Raw genomic sequence first — 18,150 nt, 5'->3', positions numbered from 1 at the left:
CGGCGCACCTCTGACCGGGGTCAACCGAGCTGCCGCCCGAGGAAGTCCAGCATCCCCTCCGCCGCGACGCTCCAGTAGGGCCAGCCGTGGCCGCCCGGCGCCAGGACCACCTCGGCGTCCACGCCGCGGGCCCCGAACACGGTGCGCAGATCTTCGGTCCCCGGCAGGTAGTTGGAGTCCTCGGTCCCGCAGGCGAGGTGGTAGCGGGTGCTCCGGAGCCGGTCGGGTGCGGTGCGCCGGATGATGTCGGCCAGGTTGTACTCCCGGGAGCGGTCCGTCAGCCGGGCGGATCCGGCCAGGTCCCGGCCGAAGGCATGGCCGTAGAAGCGGTTCCACTCCCCCATCGGCATCACGCGGTAGCCCTCGTCGGTGAAGTGTGCCGTGCTCAGCCCGGCGGCGGCGCCGAACAGGCCGGGGTACCGCAGGGCGTACATCAGCGCGCCGTAGCCGCCCATGGAAAGCCCCGCGACGGCCCTCTTCTCCGGCCGGCCGCCCAGCCCGTGGGCCTGTTCGACGGCCGGGACGAACTCCTGGATGAACATGTCCTCGTAGCGCAGGGCGTCGCTGCCGGATTCGGCGTCATTGATGTAGAACGTCTCGTCCTGGCCTCCCCCCGGAGTTCCGGGATCGCGCCGGGCGTCGGGCATCACGAGGGCGCACGCCGGGACCCGGCCCGCCGCGATTGCCCGTTCCAGGGTCGGCACGATGCTGCCCTTGACGACCCAGTCCGTGTGCTTCCCGCTCGCGCCGTGTAGCAGGAAGAGGACCGGGATCCTGTCGTCCTGCCCGCCGCCCGGGGGCGAGGAGCTCACCCCGGCGGGCAGGTAGAGGCTGTAAGGGACGTCCCGGCCGAGCAGCCGGCTGCGCACGGACAGGTCGGTGCGCAGCGACGCGGTCCCGGAGGCGGACGGAGAGGGCGGGGTGGAGAACGGAGAGGGCGTGGTGGAGGACGGCGCCGGTTCCGGGGCCCCTGGACCGGCCCGCAGCAGGAAGGCCGCGGAGATGACGGCCGCGACCGATCCGCCGGCCCCGGCCGCGAGCAGGGAACGACGCGCGAGAAGTCTCACCAGGGTTCCCTCACCGTCGGCACCGGATGTTCGCCTCAGCCGTTCTCCGCCCGTGCCCGGCGGTCCGAACGCGGTGGAACCCCACGCCCGTGCCGGGTGTGCGGGCAGGCGATGCTTGTGGCCGGTCCCGGGCGAGGGAGCTGCGGGCTCCTTCCCTCACGTGGCCGGAGGTTCACGGGACCGAACACATGACATGCCCGGCATGCGCATCGAGGCAAGCAGCCACGCCGAAGGCCCCACCGAGGTCATCCCCCGGTGGCGTACTGGCTACGGATTCTCGGCGGAGCCGGGCCGCATGTCCGGCCGGCCCGCGGGCGTGCCCGCTCGGGGGCCCGATGCCACTGATCTGGGGTTTCCGGCAGGCCGCGTACCCTCCTTCCTGTGTCCGCCTCCCGTCTGCATCGCGTCGCCGTCCTTGTGCTCGACGGTGCGAAACCGCTCGACGTCGGCATTCCCGCGCAGGTTTTCACGCGCCGGGCGAGCATGCCGTACGAGGTGCGGGTGTGCGGCGCGGCCCCCGGCCTCGTGGCCGGGGGCGACGGCCTTTCGTACTACGTGTCCCACGGGCTCGACACGCTTGCGTGGGCCGACATCGTCTTCGTCCCCGGGTACCGGTTCCCGGACCGCGACGACCCGCCACCGACCGTGATCGACGCGCTGATCGCCGCCCACGACCGGGGCGCGCGGCTCGCCGCCATCTCGACGGGTGCGTTCGCGCTCGCCGCCACGGGCCTGCTCGACGGCAAGCGCGCGACGACCCACTGGCATTACGCACGGGCGCTCGTGGCGAAGCATCCACTCGTTCGTCTCGACGAAAACGTCTTGTTCGTCGACGAGGGCAGCCTGCTGACCTCGGCCGGCGCCGCCTCGGGCATCGACCTGTGCCTGCACATCCTGCGCCGCGACCTCGGTGTGGCCGCCTCCAACCACGCGGCCCGGCGCCTGGTCGCGGCCCCCTACCGCAGCGGCGGCCAGGCACAGTACGTGCCGCGCAGTGTGCCCGAAGCGCTCGGCGAGCGGTTCGCCGCCACCCGCGAGTGGGCGCTGCACCATCTCGGCGAGCCCCTCACGCTGGAAGCGCTCGCCGAGCACGCGGCGGTGTCGCCCCGCACGTTCTCCCGACGCTTCGCCGAGGACACGGGGTACACGCCGATGCAGTGGGTCATGCGCGCCCGGATCGACCTGGCCCGTGAGCTGCTCGAGCGTTCCCAGCGGGGCGTCGAACAGATCGCCGCCGACGTCGGCCTCGGGACCGGGGCAAACCTGCGGTTGCACTTCCAGCGCATCCTCGGCACCACCCCTAGCGAGTACCGGCGCACGTTCACGAAGGGCAGGTAGCCCGCGACCCGCGCCACCCACCAGCCGCCACGTGGCGAGATCCTTTTGAACCATGGCAATCTCGCCGCTGTCACGGGCCGATGCCGCGGGCGAACCTGATGGCGAACAGAAGGGGACACCGCTCATGACTCGTATCGCCATCAACGGTTTCGGCCGCATCGGACGCAATGTGCTGCGCGCACTGCTCGAACGTGACACCGACCTCGAAGTCGTCGCCGTCAACGACCTCACGGAACCCGCGACCCTCGCCCGGCTGCTCGCTTACGACACCACGGCCGGACGGCTGGGTCGCCCGGTGACCGTCGACGGGAACGCCCTGGTCGTCGACGGCCGCCGCATCACGGTGCTCGCCGAGCGCGAGCCGGAACAGCTGCCGTGGGCCGAGCTCGGCGTGGACATCGTGCTCGAGGCGACCGGCCGCTTCACGTCGGCCGAGGCCGCCCGCGCCCACACCAAGGCGGGGGCGAAGAAGGTCCTCGTCAGTGCGCCGTCGGACGGCGCCGATGTCACGCTCGCGTACGGGGTCAACAACGACGCGTACGACCCGGCCCGGCACACCATCGTCTCGAACGCCTCGTGCACGACCAACGCGCTCGCGCCGCTGGCAGCGGTACTCGACGAGCTCGCCGGCATCGAGCACGGCTTCATGACGACGGTGCACGCCTACACGCAGGAGCAGAACCTGCAGGACGGCCCGCACCGCGACGCCCGCCGTGCCCGCGCTGCCGCGGTCAACATCGTGCCGACCACGACGGGCGCCGCCAAGGCGATCGGTCTCGTACTGCCGAACCTCGACGGCAAGCTTTCGGGCGACTCGATCCGCGTACCGGTTCCGGTGGGCTCGATCGTCGAACTCAACACGACCGTCGCCCGCGACGTGACGCGCGAAGACGTCCTGGCGGCGTACCGCGCCGCGGCGCAGGGGCCGCTGGCGGGCGTACTCGAGTACTCGGACGACCCGCTCGTGTCGTCCGACATCACGGGCAATCCCGCCTCGTCGATCTTCGATTCGGCCCTCACCCGCGTCGACGGCCGTCACGTCAAGGTGGTCGCCTGGTACGACAACGAGTGGGGCTTCTCGAACCGTGTGATCGACACGCTCACGCTCCTCGCCACTCGCTGAACCGGACGCCTCCCTGAACCGGACGCTCGCTGAACCGGACGCCGCAGCGGTGCCGAGCACGCACCGCCGGCCCCCCCCGCCCGGCCCCGGCAGCCCCAGCCTCGCCGCATTCGCGCCTACAGGTGGTTGCCGGTGCCGGACCTACCGGCCGCGGTACGGGTACTTCATGACGCAGAAGAAGGACACGGCAAGCGACGGCGCCCATGAGCGGCCGAAGCAGCGGAGTACCACCTTCGCCGCGCTCGCGGGGGCGCTGATCGGTGCCCTCGCCGGTCTCACGGGAAGCGCTCTCGCCTACTTCGAGGCCAAGGACACTCACCGTGAGGAAGCCGGCGCACGGCGGGCGGACATCCGGCGGGCCGCGTACGTCGAGCTCGCGGCGAGCACGAACAAGTACGTGCAGCAGGCCACCCAACTGCTGAGCGTCCGTCTCGACCCTGCCAAGAGCGCGGAGGAGAGGCGGCGTCAGTTCGAGGACAAGTACGCCCCGGCCAACACGGACCTCGCGCGGGCCGTAACGACGGTGCGCCTCGTGACGACGCCGGAGGGCAGGCGCGACCTGGAACGGATCGGCATCCGCTCCGCTCGCGTGGGAGAGCTGGCGACCGACAGGTACGTCGAGGGGCCCGAAGGCGTCGACGTGAAGAAGACCGGCGCTGAGTTCGCTGAGGCGGTGCGGCAGCAGCTGGCCGCGCTGCAAGCGTTCATGGACAGAGCCGCCGATTCAGCGCTGTAACGGGCCGGGCCGCCACAGCCATGACCCGCCCCGTCGACTGCCGGGAGGGTCGTGGGTGTAGCGGCCCGGGATGCGGGGCAGGCATGAGGGTCGCCGCATGATCCGTTCTCGTGGAGGAGATGCCGTGCGTGTCGCTCCGCTGGCCGGCGGCTTCGCCGAGCCGGACACCTGCCAGGCCCTGCACACGAACACGCTCCTGCAAGGGCCGGCGGGGGACGTGGTGGGGGTGGCGCGGTGACGGCGGCAGGCAGCGACAGCGCGTCCCGGGGCTTCGGGGGGCTGCTGGCCGACGCGCACGCAGCCTTGCCCGGGATCGTGGCCCTGCGCCGGAGCATCCACCGCTTCCCTGAGCTGGGCACGCAGCTGCCCCGTACGCAGCAGGCCGTCCTGGAGGCGCTGGACGGGCTGGGGTTGGACCTGACCACCGGATCCCGCCTGAGTTCCGTCACCGCCACCCTCGAAGGCGGCCGGCCCGGTCCGGCAGTCCTGCTGCGCGCCGACATGGACGCGCTGCCCCTGGACGAGGAGACCGGTCTTGACTTCGCCTCGCGGCTGCCGGGCACCATGCACGCCTGCGGACACGACACCCACACCGCCATGCTCGTCGGGGCCGCCCGGCTGCTCGCGGCCCGCCGCTCGCAGCTGACCGGCCGCGTCGTCTTCATGTTCCAGCCCGCGGAGGAGTCCGGCGGCGGCGCCCAGCGCATGATCGACGAGGGAGTACTGGAGAGCGCCGACGGCATCGGAGTCGCGGCCGCCTTCGCCCTGCACATCACCACGCGCTTCGACAGCGGCACCTTCCACCTGCGGCCGGGCCCCATCTTCGCCGCCTCGGACGGGCTGCACGTGACCGTACGCGGCCGCGGCGGACACGCCTCGGCACCGCACCGGGTCCTCGACCCCGTCCCGGTGGCCTGCGAGATCGTCCAGGCCCTGCAATCCATGGTCACGCGGACCATCGACGTCTTCGATCCGGCCGTGGTCACCGTCGCCTCGATCCACGCCGGCACGACGACCAACATCATCCCCGAGACCGCCGAGATCCGCGGCACGTTCCGCACCCTCTCCCCCACCACCCGGCAGCTGGTGCGCGACGGCATCACGCGCGTCGCCCACCATGTCGCCGCCGCTCACGGGGCACACGCCGACGTCACCCTGACCGAGGGCTATCCGCCCGTCGTCAACGACGCCTCCTTCACGGCGGCCATCCAGGACACCGCGGCCACGCTCCTCGGGGCCGACCGGGTCCATCTTCTGCCCGAGCCGTTCATGGGCGCAGAGGACTTCTCCTACGTCCTGCAGCGGGTGCCGGGCGCGATCGGTTTCCTCGGTGCGCGCCCGCCCGGCATCGCGCCGGCCGAAGCCCCCGACCTGCATTCCAACCGCGTCGTCTTCGACGAGGAGGCCCTGGCCACGGGAGCCGCCCTCCATGCGGCCGCGGCCCTGCGAGCCGGTTCCTCCGGTGACGGCACGCACGTGCACCCGAGGAGCTGACCGGCTCGCCCAAGGGAGAGGCCGGCGCCCGCGCCTACGTCTGAGCCGGCGCGGCCAGGCCGGGGCCCTCGACACGCGGCGAACAGGAGCCTGGCAGGGCTGTCCTCCCCCGGGAGGTAGCGGCACTATCCGGTCAGCCTGAATGGACGTTCGATGAACCTCGCGCGGCCGACAGCAGGTCAACGGCCCTCGTACTGCCGCCACTCCGGGTGTGAGACGCAGCCCGCGCGTGATCGTGCCGGGCGCGCCTCCCGCCTGAGCTGCCTGAACGGCCGTTCGGCCGGCGACGGTCGGCGGTGGTCGAACCAGGTGTCCGTAAATCGGTGCTCGATGTGCATGCACCCTTCACACCCGACAGACTCGTTGGCATCCAGTCGGTATATCGAAGCCAACTGTGACATCTACCCTTCGAATCGAAAGAGAGTTCCGTCGTGCGTCACCGCATCGCTGCCGTCTCCGCCGCCGCCCTCCTGACCCTTGCCGGCGCCACCGGCGTCGCGGAAGCACAGCCCGCCGGCCTGTACGCCCCGTCCGCAGTCGTCCTCACCATCGCCCAGGGCGAGGACGCGGCCACCGTCGTGCGGGCGTCCGCCCTCAGCTGCGCACCGACCGCCCAGGGAACGCACCCCGACCCGCAGGCCGCCTGCGCGGCCCTCGCCGCCACGGCCGGCACCCTCGACACGCTCCTGGCCGCCCCGGACTCGAACCGCGCCTGCACGATGCAGTACGCCCCCGTCACCGTCACCGCGGACGGCGTCTGGCGCGGCAGCCGCATCTCCTGGAAGCACACCTTCTCCAACGCGTGCACCATGTCCGCGACCTTCAACGGGAACGCCGTCTTCGCGTTCTGACCCCGCCCCGGCGGACACCACCTGGAGCCGCTCGGCCGAGCTCGGCCCCACCGACCGGGCTCTCGCATCGTCAGCCGTCCGAATGGCCGCGCGCGAGGGCTCGGTCCGCGGCTCCGTAGAGGGCCGTAAGGCGGCGGGGAGGGCGATAACGGTGCACGTGAAAGTGGTTTGCCGACGTGAGTGCGCGTGGGTAACGTCGCCGTCCGTGACCCCGATTCTGCGCACCGAGCGACTGCTCCTGGATCCGTACACCCCCGAGGATGAAGAGGACTTCGTCGCCCTGTTCCAGGACACCAGGGTGTCGCAGTGGATGGGTGACGGCCCGGCTTCCGAAGCAGCGGACCGGGCCCTCTTCGGGCGGATCTTCACCAAGGTCTACGCCCAAGGCCTGTTCGATGTATGGGCTGTTCGTCGGGACGGACTCCTCGTCGGGCATGCCGAGATCAAACCGACCGACATCGCCGGCGGGCACGAGATCATCTACGCTCTGGCGCCGTCGGCCTGGGGGCTCGGCCTGGGAACCGAACTGGCGGAAGCGGTCATCGCCCATGGCTTCGGCACCCTCGGACTGACCAGGGTTCACGCCACCGTAGCCGCATCGAACGAGGCTTCGCTGGCCCTGCTGGACAGAATCGGTTTCGCGCACGTGCGGGACGTCGAAGAGGACGACGGCAGCACCACCCGCGTGTTGGTCCGCCGTCAGACTGCGAGCGACTCATCGCCCCTCGTGTGACACCCCTCGTATGCCAGGGGCGGCAAGCCGCTGCCTTGCACCCGCTGGAACCACGCCTCGGCGGTCAGGGCCACTGCGCCACGCCGACCCCGCCGGTTCGCCCCCGCGGGTGCTGCACCGGAGGCAGTGCCTGCTCGGCCCAGATGACCTTTCCCGTGGCCGTGTAGCGGGTCCCCCACTGCTGGGTCGTCTGCGCCACGATGAACAGGCCCCGGCCGCCCTCGTCGTCGCCGGCCGCGCGCCGCAAGTGCGGCGACGTGTAGCCGCTGTCGGACACCTCGCAGATGAGCGTCTGGTCTCGGATCAGGCGCAGCTGCACGGGGCCGGTCCCGGCATACCGGATCGCGTTGGTCACCAGTTCGCTCACCACGAGTTCGGTGGTGAAGACCAGGTCGTCGAGCCCCCAGGCGCGGACCTGGGCAGACGCCGCAGCCCGTACCCGCCCGACGTCCTGAGGGTCGGCGGTCACGTCCCAGGCGGCCACCTGCTGCCTGCCGAGGACCCGGGTACGAACCAGCAGCAGCGCCGCGTCGTCGTCCGCCGGTCCTGGCAGCAGAGCCCCGACCGCCTCGTCGCACAGGTCGTCCAGGGGCCGCGTGGAGCCGCGCAGAATCGCGGTGAGGACGTCCAGTTGCTCGTCGAAGTCGCGGCCACGGCCCTGCACCAGGCCGTTGGTGAACAAGGCGAGCAAGCTGCCCGGGGGAAGGGTCATTTCCGCAGCTTCGAAAGGCAGGCCGCCCAGCCCCAGCGGTGGGCCCGAAGGCAGCTCGGGGAAGGTCACCGTACCGTCGTCCGGGTCCACGACGGCGGGCAGCGGATGCCCGGCCCGCGCCATCGTGCACTTGCCGGACACCGGGTCGTAGACGGCGTAGAGGCAGGTGACGCCCACGGCCTCGTCTTCCGGCAGTTCCTCACCCTCGATCCGGGCCGCGGCCCGTTCATCGGCCCCCTGGGTGACGAGGTCGTCGAGACGGGCGAGGAGTTCGTCGGGGGCGAGGTCCATCCGGGCGAGCACGCGCACGCTGGTGCGCAGTCGGCCCATGGTGGCGGCAGCGCCCAGGCCGTGTCCGACCACGTCCCCCACGACCAGTCCCACCCTGGTTCCGGACAGGGCGATGACGTCGAACCAGTCGCCGCCCACCCCGGCCCGGCTGTCGGCGGGAAGGTAGCGGTACGCGAGCTCCACGGCGGACAGCTGCGGCAGCAGCCGGGGCAGCAGGCTGCGCTGCAGGAGGAGGGCTGCGGCGTGCTCGCGCGCGTAGCGCCGGGCGTTGTCGACGCACACGGCGAGCCGCGCCGCGAGTTCGTCGGCCACGGCCAGTTCACCGTCGTCGAAGGGGCCTGTGCGGCGTTCCCAGGTGAAGGACACCATGCCCAGGTCGGTCCCTTCGGTGCGGAGCGGGATGGCCAGCAAGCCCGGCTCGCGAACGGGCCGTATGACAGCCGGCGCGCCCTCGCCGATGGAGACGGCGGATGGTGCTGCGGGGTGGGCCTCGGGAGGCCATAGCCGGGCCATACGGGTGTCCGGGCCGGCGCCGCCGCCGGGGTGCGAGGGCTCACTGTGGGGCACCGTATCCAACAGGTCCACCGTGACCGCATCGGCGAACCACGCGGTCACCACGGTGGCGAACTCTCGGGCGGTGCGGTTCATGTCGAGCGTCGTGCCCACGCTCCTCGCGGCTTGGACCAGCAGGTCCAGGCGCCGCTGGGCGAGGTAGCGCTCGGTGATGTCGACCGTCTCCTCGCACACGCCCAGCGGTGATCCGGCGGGGTCTTCCAGCCGGTAGTACGAGCATGACCAGACGTGGTCACGATCGGGGGCGGAGGGCGGGCGGCCCCGGTAGTGCAGGTCCATGACGGGATCGCCGGTGGCGAGCACCTCGCTCATGACCTCCTCCAGCGTGCCGGGCACTCCGGGAGAAAGGATCACGCCGTGCGAGACCATGTCGTCCGGGCCGACGCCGGTGTAGTCGGCGGGACCCATCTCCTTGTAGAGCGCGGCGTTCGTCCATACGACACGCAGCAGGGTGTCGTACATGGCCAGGCCGACGGGCGACTGGGTGGCCAGCCCGCGAAGCATCGACTGCAGGGCGCTCCACTGCTCGGTCTCGTCCGCGTCGGCCATCGCGAGGAGCCGCGCGGGCCAGGTCCGCCGCGGCGAGCTGCTGCTCGTCGCGGCGCCGCCGCCCGGGTCACCGTCGTCGTCTTCGGGTCCCTCGGGCCCGCCGGGCGACAGGGGGAGGACTGCGATCGCGATCAGCATGCTCTGACCGTTCCGGTGGCGCAGTCGCAGCGGGCGTCGCAGGTCGGGCAGGAGCTCGATCCCTGCGGGGCCGGTCACGAGGTCGGCGAATCCCCTGCCAAGCGCTTCGGACGCCTCGTACCCCAGCAGGTTCGCCGCTGCCGGGCTCCACCCCACCACCCGGTCCTCGCCGTCAAGTACCGCCATGGCCGCCCTGGACACATCAAGAGGGCCATGCGGTTCACCGAAGCCCGGGACCCCGTTCACGACGCCTCCCCCCACTGCGCGGGCCGCCCGCGACGGGCGGCGCGTGGACGCCGTCGGGCGGACCTGCGGCGTCATGCGCAGCTGCCCGTGGGGAGGCCGGGTACACGGCGGCAGCCGTGCCCACGGACCGCTGGGTCCCCCGGGTCATGCCTCTCCCGGTCACACAGCCAGGATGCCCCTGCTCCCCCGACTGTCGCATCCGGACGGCCGCGCCGCAGGAACGGCACTCTGCCGCCCTTGCGCGTGGCGGAGCGCGCGCGCTCCGGGTGCGGGGCGGTGCCGGGTGCTGGGAGCGCCGGGCGGTCCGGCTGCTCGTCCCGTCCGCCGGCCAGGGCCGGCAGCCGTAGCCCGGCATGGCCGCGGACAACGTCAGCGCGGGACCACGACCAGCGACGCGCGGTTCACCGCGCTGAGAGCGTGCCGCCTGCCGCCTGCCGCCTGCCGCCTGAGTGCACCACCATCCGTCGGCGGCAGGGCGCCGACCCGTTGTCGGCACAGCGGGCCCGGCTGGCCGGCGGCCACCTGCTGACAGGCGCCGGAGCGGAAGACGACAATGGGTGGATGGCGGTGGCCGCACCTGTGCTGGCCGGGCTGCGCGAACAGCTCGGTCGCGAACTCTTCTCCCGCGTCGCCGGGCCCGCGGGACCGGCGAACCGCGCCCGCATCCACGGCACGCCCGGCCCGCGCTGGTTCGGGCCGGACCGGCCGGTGCGTGTCGTCCACGGCGACGCCTCGATGTTCATCGGCGGCCTGCGGGCGCTGCTGCTGCAGTCCCTGCACCCGCTGGCCATGGCCGCGGTATCGGGGCACTCGGGGTACCGCGGGGACCCGTGGGGGCGGCTGCAGCGCACCAGTACGTTCCTCGCGGTCACGACGTACGGCACGGCGGAGCACGCACAGCAGGCCGTCGACCGGGTGCGGGCGGTCCACGACCTGGTGCGCGGAACGACCGCCACCGGCGAGCCGTACCACGCCGCGGACCCGCACCTGCTGGCCTGGGTCCACATCGCCGAGGTCGACAGCTTCCTGCGCGCCCACCAGCTGTACGGCGCGCACCCGCTCGACGGACCCGGCTGTGACGCGTACATCACCGACACCGCCCGGGTGGCCGCCGCACTCGGTGTGCCGGATCCCCCGCTCGACCGGGCTGCTCTGGCCGGGCGGCTGGCCGCCTACCGGCCGGAGCTGCGCGGCACTCCCGAGGCGCGGGACGCCGCCCGTTTCATCCTGCTCCACCCGCCCCTGCCGCTGGCCGCCCGTGCCCCGTATGCCCTCCTCGCCGCGAACGCCGCCAGCATGCTCCCCCGATGGGCCCGCGCGGAACTCGGGCTGCCCTGGCTGCCGCGCATCGAGATCGCCTGCGTACGGCCCTCCGGGCACGCAGTGACCGCGGCCATCCGCTGGGCGATGGCCGCTCCGCCGCCGGCCGCGGACCCGCCGGCGGCAGGGCGTCGGAGGCAGACGTAGTGGGGGCAGCGGCCGGCCGGATCGGGAAACCCGCGCCGGCGTCGGCGCCACCGGCAGTCGCAGCGCCACCCGGGGACCTCCCGCGAACGACATCCCGAGAAGGCTTGTCCCATCAGAGGTCGATCGAGCGGAACTCGTCCAGCACGGTGAAGCCGGTGCTGTCGTAGAGGCTCATCGCGACCTCGTTGCCGCCGAAGACGTTGAGCATCATCGCCTCGTCGCCGCCCCGCCGGGTGGCCCACTCCCCGACAGCCATCCCGGCCCGGCCGTAGCCCTTCCCGCGGTGCTCCTCGTACACCTCCAGCGAGAAGCCGAAGGTCAGGCCGGGCAGGAACCCGTGGTTCACCCAGCCCGTGCCGACCACCTGGCCGCCGGCCTCCATCGCGTAAAAGGCGTGGCCCGGAGTCAGGTAGCCCTGCGGGAGGTGGTGGGCGAAGTCCTGGTCGGACTTCGCCTTGGCCTGCTCCGGGGTCATGGCTCCGGCCCGGACGATGTCCGCGATGTACGCGGCCTCCTCACCGGCATACCAGTCCGGGTACTCCTGCTCCGTGAGCCGGCGGACCGTCAGGCCCGGTGGCAGCTCTGGCTGCTCGGCCACCGCACGCATCCGGTTCTGCCCCCGTACGGGGTAGTCCGCGAACGCCCCCGCTCCCGCTCCGCCGGTCAGCCGGACCTCCACCCGCTGAGCGCCGCGCTCGGCGCACCACCGCTCGGCCCACTCACGCCCCTGCGGCACCGTCAGGTCGTGGATCCGGCCCACGGTCGCCCCGTTGTCCTCCGTCACCCCGACCGCGATCCACCCGGTGCCGTCCGTGGCCACCGTCCAACCGTCGATCCCCTTCACCGCCCGTTCCAGCAGGGCCCGTGCCAGCGGTTCCGAGCACCCGGCAGCCCGGTACCCGGCGAGCACCCGCTCCTCGAACCCGCCTCGCCACCCGCCCGGTTCGGCCACGACCTCTATCTCGTTCATCCGCCCACCCTAGGACGCACCACCGACAGAGCAACCGCCCTGCTGTGGGCATCGGCGTGCGCTCGATCTCACTCGCCCGTGGGAGGACTCGGGTACGACTGGAATCTGTATTCGAACGTCTGATCTAATAGATGGATGATGTCCGTCCGCTTCCCCGATGACCTGCTGGCCCTGGAAACCGCCTGGCAGACCGCCTATCGGGCCCTCGCCCAGCAGCCTGCCGGGGCAGGCTTGCACCCGCCAGCGGCGCCGCCTGATCATCCTGTCCACGGCGATCGCCGCGCACCCGTTCTGGACCGTCCCCGGCCGGTCCTCCGCGCTGCGTGCGGAGCTGCGCCGACAGGCCCGCCACCACGCCTGGGCGACCGTGGCATGACCGCCGAAACCGGCCTGCGGATGATCCGGAAGGCCGAAGCCGACGTGGCCTGAAGCCCCCGAGAAGCCGTCGCCCACCGGGGATAAATCGAAGGCAGCCATGGTCCACGGTGCCTACGCTCCTCCCATGCCGAACTCAGAACTACAGCGGATCAACTCCTTCATGTCGGCCTTCGCCCGCCGCCAGGCCGCGCGCAGCGTCGACCTCCCGGGTGGGTTCGCCGTATATGACGACGCCTTCTCACATTCCCGCGCGAACAACCAGGTCGTCATCGACACGGCCGTCGACTCCGAGGCGCTGCCCGCCATCGCGGAGGAGGCACTGGGGCATCTGCCACACCGACTGATCTCCGTGCTCGACGACGAAGTCGCAATGGCGTGCGCGGAGCCACTGATCCGGGCCGGATACACGCACTCCACCTATCTGATCATGCTGCACACGGGCCCGGTGCCGGCCGGTGGACGCGCGGAGGAGATCGACCTCGACGCGATACGCCTCCCGCTCACCCGGCGGTGGCAGGGCTTCCTTCCGGACGTCGACGACGAGGTCCTGCGCCACCTCGTCGACCGACGCGAGGCTCGCCGCCGCGGGGCGGACGTCGTCCACTTCATCGGTGCCCGCACGGAGGAGGGCGAGGTCGCCTCCTGGGCCGATCTCTATCTGGACCCGACAACTGGCATTGCTCAGATCGAGGACCTGATCACCTCGGAGGCCCACCTCGGGCGCGGTTACGCCGATGCCGTCCTGACCACCGCCTTGCGCTTGGCCGCCGACAAGAACTGCGGAACCCGGTTCCTGACCGCTGACGCGACGGACTGGCCACGACACTGGTACGAGCGCCGCGGCTTCTCCGTCATCGGCCACGCCCACTGCTTCGAACAGAGCTGATGTGCGGAACAACGTGCCGGTTACCCGCCTTGGGTCCTGCCACCGCGGCGCCCGCCCGGTGTGCGTGGTGAGCGGACTCTCCGCGCCGAATCGAAGCTGACCTGCTCAGCCGACCGGGGTCGCGTCCTGGCGGAGGATTCGGTGCAGCACGCACTGGCGAAGCGGCCCTTCGGGCACGCTCGGGTCCTGGAAATCGTCGGCCGGGTCCCGGGTCATGCCGATCCGGCGCATCACTGCCTGCGAACGAAGGTTGTTGACGGTCGTCGACGCAACGACCTCCGGCAGCCCCAGGGTCTCGAAGCCGAAGGCCAGGCAAGCCAGGGCGGCCTCAGTGGCGAAACCGTGACCCCATGCCGAACGAACCAACCGCCAACCGACATCCACCCCCGCGAACGGCATGTCTTCGCCCACCTCGTCCAAGCCGACGCGGCCGATGAACTCACCGGTCTCCCGTGCTTCGAGCGCCCACCACCCAAATCCCCGCTCGTCGAACTCGGCCTGCATGACTGCCACCGCGGCATCGCTCTCCTCCCGCGTCAGCAGTTCCCCCAGGTGTTCTCGGACTTCGGGATCGGCGTTCATCGCCGCCCACGGTTCGAGGTCGGACTCCCGCCACCGGCGGAGCAGGAGACGATCAGTACGCAGTTCTGGCATGCCGGCCAGCCAACGCCCTCACCATCAGGGATGTCCATCGAATATGCCGAACCCTGCGGTGCGCTCCCATTCCATTCCCGCTACGCAGATGTTCACGGCACCGGCCAGCAAGAGCCTGCGTGGCGGAGGGCTTCTGGAGGACTCCGGCCGGGGTCCTCGGCATCCACGCGGATCCTCGCGATGGGGGCCGGTTTCCCCGACGCAGAAATCTCGGGCTCCGGAACAACCGAATGGTGGGATCCTGCCCGAAGGGGAACTACAGCCGCCTGTTGGTGAGTAACATCCGGCAGCAACACCGTGAGGTACGAGGAGAGTGAGCCGCGATGGCCAACGAGCCCGACACCACGCCCATCCATAACCTGTACGCGCAGCGATTCGCCGCGGATATCGAGACCAACCGCAAGGAGCAGGAAGTCGTTTCCTCGCAGATGCGGGAGCTCGAGGTACGCCTGAAGCAGCTCAAGGAGGACGAGAGCTGGCTTCTCGGCATCCAGGGCACGCTGCCGTCGGCTGCCCCAGGCGTCCCCGCAGCCCAGTCCCCCGCCGAGGAAACCGCCGCCGTGCCACCAGCAGCCGCGAAGGGCGCCGACGTTGCCGGGACCGTTCCCCAGCCGCGCCAGGCGAGGAAGGTGCCCGGCGGGACGGCACGCGGCAAGAAGGCGACGCAGACGAAGAAGCGTTCCGGCGAAGCCCCAGCTGAGGGGAAGACCAGGACGGCCGCGCGCAAGCCCGCCGCAGCCGCGGCCGGTAAGACCACCGAGTCAGCAGCGAGCAAGCCCGCGGAACCGCCGCTGCGCGAACTCGTCCTGAGCATCCTGGTCAGCTCCCGTGAGCCCCGCATGGTCAGCGAGGTCGCCACAGAACTGGCCCAGGCCCACCCCACCCGGCCTGCCTCCACTCAGGTGGTGCGCAACACCCTCGAAACCCTGGCCAAGAAGGGGTCCGTCGAGAAGCAGCACAAGCAGGGCTCGGTGATGTACACCGCGACCCAGCCCGCGCCTGCCGAGCCCACAGACGAGGCCGTCCCGACTCCCGAAACGACGGAGGAGAAGGTGTCGGCGGACATCTGATCCGTCACCGGCGCGCCACGGGCCACGCAATCCCTGCCGGTCATGGCGCGTCCGAGCAGAGAACCGCCGCCCGCTTCCGTAACACACGGCCCCCGTCGAGCAGTCTGATGGCGTCGACCAGGACGTCGGTGAACTCCCCGTCCTCGGTGCGAAACTGATCGCCGTAGCCGATCTCCTGGACGACCTGGCTCGGCTGTTTCGGGACACCGCAGGTGTGCCGCCACTTCATTCGATGGCGGCACACCATGCGGTGTCCTGAGGCAGCCGGGCAGGCGGTGGGAGATCGGCGTACTCGTGGCGACCACCAGCGGGCTCCCCGAAATGCCGTTGGCGCCTTTCACCCGCCCCCTGGTCCAGCTCCTTGAAGGCAAGGGTTTCGAGGTGGACGGGAGCTTCTCGTGCCGGGCGTTCGACACCTGGGTGCCTTTCAAGCTCCTGGGCGGTATCAACAAGCAGCGGCCGAACGTCGGGGACCTGGCCGCCGCCCGGGCGTTCGCCGAGCGGCTGCGGGACGGGGGTGGGCAGGTGCCCTGACCGCCGGAGCCACGGTCTCCGACCCCACCCCGACCGCGACCCCGCTGCTTGCGCCGGCATCGGCTGCATCGCGTTGCCCGCTTCCCCGGGCTTCCGGATCAGTCCCGCAACAACAGCACCATTGCCGCCAGCACGACCGCCAGGGCGAGGGCGAGAAAGCCGTATGCCAGCCTGTGCTTGCGGAGCGCCGGCAAGAAACGGTCCAGGGCGAAGCGGCCCGGGCCGGTGAGGGCGAGGGTGACTGCCGCGGCGATGATCAGGGACTCGAACTCGACGCCCTCCAGGCCGAACACAGCGCCCGTCCATTTGACGGAGATGGCGTTGATCATGACGCCGACGACGGCGGCGGCTGCCAGCGGGGTGAGCAGGCCGAGGATGAGGCCAAGACCGCCCAGCGTTTCCGTCAGGCCCGCGACCGTCGCCATGGTCTCACCCGCCGGGTAGCCGGCCTTGCTGAAGAACACGCCTGTGCCCTTGATGCCGGGGCCGTCGAACCACCGGAGCAGCTTCTGGGTTCCATGGACGGCCATGATCACGCCGAGCACGACGCGCAGCACGGGCAGGCCTACGTCATAGGGGGTGGTGCTGTCGGTCGCGGTGCGGGGAGCAGTGGAGTATTGGGTCACGGACATGGTGGCGCTTTCTGTCGGGGGTGTGTGAAAGAGGGGGAAGAAGAAGGGGAAATGGTCAGCCGAGGGGAACGGGAACGGGAACGCCTGGCAGGGCTCATCCAGTAGCCGCCCACTGGACTGCGGTGGACGGCGAGCTCTCCCGGGGTGCCAGCCACTCCCAGCGTGACGAAAAGCTTGGCGAAAAGCCCGGTATGCGGATGTGCGAGTCGGCTGACCAGGGCGCGCGTTTGCGGTCGAGCGAGGCGTCCGCACCGCCGGTCGCCGGCCACCCGTGCCATGCCGCTCTCCGCCCTCGCGCCGCCTACCCGCGAGCAGCATCGACGCGGTCGTGCACCTCGACGATGTCTTCCAGCGGGTAGCGGCCGCTGACGTGGACGTTGAGGGCGCCGACGGCGGCCGCGGCGGTGAGGCCTCCGGCGGCTCGGCACTTGGCCTCGGCGGGGAAGTGCACAGCAGGGACAAGAAGGGGATCTCGGTGCGGTCCGAGGGGTGGCGTAGGCGGCGATGACGGCCTCGTCGGCGGCGACCGCGTTGTCGAGGTCGGCGTTGTCGAGGTCGGCGTAGTCGGACGGGGCGACCTCGATGATCCGGTCGACATGCCGCCCCGCGCGGGCACCGAAGGCGGCCGCCGGGCGTCCGCGGCCAGGGCCACGGCGTGGGAGACGACGGCAGGGTCTACACGATCGAGGTCCGCCGTACGGCGTACGGCGGCCATCACGGTGGCGCCGGCCCAGCGGGCGAGCTGGCGGCAATGGAGCCGACGCCGCCCAGGACTCCGGGTACCGGAACCAGTCGGCCGTCGACCGGACCGTCGGCGAAGACGGGCACGACGCGGCAGTGGGCGGCGGTACCGAAAGGCCGGTAGGACTGAGCCCCGCACCCCCAGATCCGTTACCCGCCTCCGGATGCGCCGGGTTCGGCCCCGCTTCCCCCGGCGTCGACGACACCGGCCGCGTCGCTGTGCGGGACCACCCTCGGGAACGGCACGGTGCCTCGATGGCCATCACCACCGCGACCCTCACCGGCCGCTACCGGCCGCTACCGGACCAGCGGGACGGCCGGCACCACGCCAGCGTTCAGCACGCGCACCATCCTGCAACCCGAGGGCCTCACCTCGACGTCAGCTGCCGCACTCCGGGCCGCTGCCCCGACGCCCGGACGCCGTCGACCTGGGGATGGCCACAGGGCGTGGAGGCCTGGCGGGCGCCTCTACGGGATGACCCGCTCAGCCTGCCGTGACCTGTTGGTCGACTCGGGCGCGAGTGGGCGACCGCCGGCAGCGTCGGCACACGCGTCCGCTCCTCCGGACCGCGGACGGCCTGCGCTGGCTCTCATGGCCCTGCGCACACCGGATGCGGTGCGGGGTGTGAACGCCGAGCCAGGCAGGTTCGAGGAGCACAGCACCCGCGGCGGTCAGGCGTTCCCGGAAGGCCGCAGCGGCAGCGGCGGGGTCCTTACGCGCGCATGTGCGGCACAGTCCTTGCCCTTGCTGGACGTTCGAGGGGCGCGGAGCGCACATGTGGCCGGCTGCGCAGCGGACCCGGTGCGGGGTGCCGTTTCCGAGCCAGGCTGGTTCGAGGAACTGCGCACCGACGGCGAGGAGATGAGCGCGGAACGCGGCCTCGGCACGTAAGGAGTGAGCTGGGCGGAGTTGCTGGTACACGGGTTCCCCCCGGGCTGCGTACTCGGTCGAACGGTGCTGCGGACT

Annotated in this window: 17 protein-coding genes; 10 read left to right on the top strand and 7 right to left on the bottom strand. The window is 71.5% G+C overall.

What is annotated here, in order from left to right:
- Window positions 1–20 precede the first annotated feature (20 nt).
- Window positions 21–1,067 (bottom strand): alpha/beta hydrolase family protein, encoded by a 1,047-nt coding sequence (locus AB0D48_RS27265; RefSeq protein WP_362402281.1) that lies wholly within the window; start codon window positions 1,065–1,067, stop codon window positions 21–23.
- 381 nt (window positions 1,068–1,448) lie between these two features.
- Here AB0D48_RS27265 and AB0D48_RS27260 point away from each other — a divergent pair, with 381 nt between their 5' ends.
- The 6 genes from AB0D48_RS27260 to AB0D48_RS27235 all read left to right on the top strand — a co-directional run bounded on the left by AB0D48_RS27260 (window position 1,449) and on the right by AB0D48_RS27235 (window position 7,342).
- Window positions 1,449–2,405 (top strand): helix-turn-helix domain-containing protein, encoded by a 957-nt coding sequence (locus AB0D48_RS27260; RefSeq protein ID WP_362402278.1) that lies wholly within the window; start codon window positions 1,449–1,451, stop codon window positions 2,403–2,405.
- Window positions 2,406–2,529: 124 nt separating this feature from the next.
- Entirely contained in the window at window positions 2,530–3,528 is a 999-nt protein-coding gene (gap, locus tag AB0D48_RS27255; RefSeq protein ID WP_362402274.1) for a type I glyceraldehyde-3-phosphate dehydrogenase, read from the top strand.
- 166 nt (window positions 3,529–3,694) lie between these two features.
- Window positions 3,695–4,264 carry a hypothetical protein gene (locus AB0D48_RS27250; protein WP_362402271.1) on the top strand — a complete coding sequence of 190 codons (570 nt, stop codon included), beginning with the start codon at window positions 3,695–3,697 and terminating at the stop codon, window positions 4,262–4,264.
- A gap of 234 nt (window positions 4,265–4,498) precedes the next feature.
- Window positions 4,499–5,758, top strand: coding sequence for a M20 family metallopeptidase (locus tag AB0D48_RS27245; RefSeq protein ID WP_362402268.1), 1,260 nt, complete (start codon window positions 4,499–4,501; stop codon window positions 5,756–5,758).
- 431 nt (window positions 5,759–6,189) lie between these two features.
- Window positions 6,190–6,609 (top strand): SSI family serine proteinase inhibitor, encoded by a 420-nt coding sequence (locus AB0D48_RS27240; protein ID WP_362402265.1) that lies wholly within the window; start codon window positions 6,190–6,192, stop codon window positions 6,607–6,609.
- A gap of 205 nt (window positions 6,610–6,814) precedes the next feature.
- Window positions 6,815–7,342 carry a GNAT family N-acetyltransferase gene (locus AB0D48_RS27235; protein ID WP_362402262.1) on the top strand — a complete coding sequence of 176 codons (528 nt, stop codon included), beginning with the start codon at window positions 6,815–6,817 and terminating at the stop codon, window positions 7,340–7,342.
- A gap of 64 nt (window positions 7,343–7,406) precedes the next feature.
- Here the strand turns inward: AB0D48_RS27235 and AB0D48_RS27230 are convergent, their stop codons facing one another.
- Entirely contained in the window at window positions 7,407–9,851 is a 2,445-nt protein-coding gene (locus AB0D48_RS27230) for a SpoIIE family protein phosphatase (RefSeq protein ID WP_362402259.1), read from the bottom strand.
- Window positions 9,852–10,412: 561 nt separating this feature from the next.
- Here AB0D48_RS27230 and AB0D48_RS27225 point away from each other — a divergent pair.
- Window positions 10,413–11,318, top strand: coding sequence for an oxygenase MpaB family protein (locus AB0D48_RS27225; protein WP_362402256.1), 906 nt, complete (start codon window positions 10,413–10,415; stop codon window positions 11,316–11,318).
- 112 nt (window positions 11,319–11,430) lie between these two features.
- Here the strand turns inward: AB0D48_RS27225 and AB0D48_RS27220 are convergent, their stop codons facing one another.
- Window positions 11,431–12,288 carry a GNAT family N-acetyltransferase gene (locus AB0D48_RS27220; protein WP_362402253.1) on the bottom strand — a complete coding sequence of 286 codons (858 nt, stop codon included), beginning with the start codon at window positions 12,286–12,288 and terminating at the stop codon, window positions 11,431–11,433.
- Between the two features lie 502 nt (window positions 12,289–12,790).
- On the opposite strand from AB0D48_RS27220, the gene AB0D48_RS27215 reads away from it, so the two are divergent.
- Entirely contained in the window at window positions 12,791–13,552 is a 762-nt protein-coding gene (locus tag AB0D48_RS27215) for a GNAT family N-acetyltransferase (protein WP_362402250.1), read from the top strand.
- 105 nt (window positions 13,553–13,657) lie between these two features.
- On the opposite strand, the gene AB0D48_RS27210 is transcribed toward AB0D48_RS27215, so the two are convergent.
- Window positions 13,658–14,206 carry a GNAT family N-acetyltransferase gene (locus AB0D48_RS27210; protein ID WP_362402246.1) on the bottom strand — a complete coding sequence of 183 codons (549 nt, stop codon included), beginning with the start codon at window positions 14,204–14,206 and terminating at the stop codon, window positions 13,658–13,660.
- 323 nt (window positions 14,207–14,529) lie between these two features.
- On the opposite strand from AB0D48_RS27210, the gene AB0D48_RS27205 reads away from it, so the two are divergent.
- Complete coding sequence (locus AB0D48_RS27205) at window positions 14,530–15,276, top strand: hypothetical protein (RefSeq protein WP_362402243.1); 747 nt, start codon at window positions 14,530–14,532, stop codon at window positions 15,274–15,276.
- A 40-nt stretch (window positions 15,277–15,316) separates the two neighbouring features.
- Here AB0D48_RS27205 and AB0D48_RS27200 read toward each other — a convergent pair whose 3' ends face one another.
- The gene (locus tag AB0D48_RS27200; protein WP_362402240.1) at window positions 15,317–15,505 is read right to left on the bottom strand and encodes a hypothetical protein; all 189 of its coding nucleotides are present in this window, start codon (window positions 15,503–15,505) and stop codon (window positions 15,317–15,319) included.
- A 65-nt stretch (window positions 15,506–15,570) separates the two neighbouring features.
- Between AB0D48_RS27200 and AB0D48_RS27195 the strand changes: the two genes are divergently transcribed.
- The gene (locus tag AB0D48_RS27195; RefSeq protein WP_362402237.1) at window positions 15,571–15,810 is read left to right on the top strand and encodes a hypothetical protein; all 240 of its coding nucleotides are present in this window, start codon (window positions 15,571–15,573) and stop codon (window positions 15,808–15,810) included.
- Window positions 15,811–15,908: 98 nt separating this feature from the next.
- Here AB0D48_RS27195 and AB0D48_RS27190 read toward each other — a convergent pair whose 3' ends face one another.
- Both AB0D48_RS27190 and AB0D48_RS27185 read right to left on the bottom strand, forming a co-directional pair.
- A complete protein-coding gene (locus AB0D48_RS27190; protein ID WP_362402234.1) occupies window positions 15,909–16,442 on the bottom strand; it encodes a DoxX family protein in 534 nt (177 codons plus the stop codon).
- 301 nt (window positions 16,443–16,743) lie between these two features.
- A complete protein-coding gene (locus AB0D48_RS27185) occupies window positions 16,744–16,893 on the bottom strand; it encodes a hypothetical protein (RefSeq protein ID WP_362402231.1) in 150 nt (49 codons plus the stop codon).
- Window positions 16,894–18,150 lie beyond the last annotated feature (1,257 nt).

The organism is Streptomyces sp. NPDC048269 (assembly GCF_040652395.1).
Taxonomy (GTDB): Bacteria; Actinomycetota; Actinomycetes; order Streptomycetales; family Streptomycetaceae; genus Streptomyces.
Note: the sequence above shows the minus strand (reverse complement) of the source record. Positions and strands in the feature narration are given on the sequence as shown.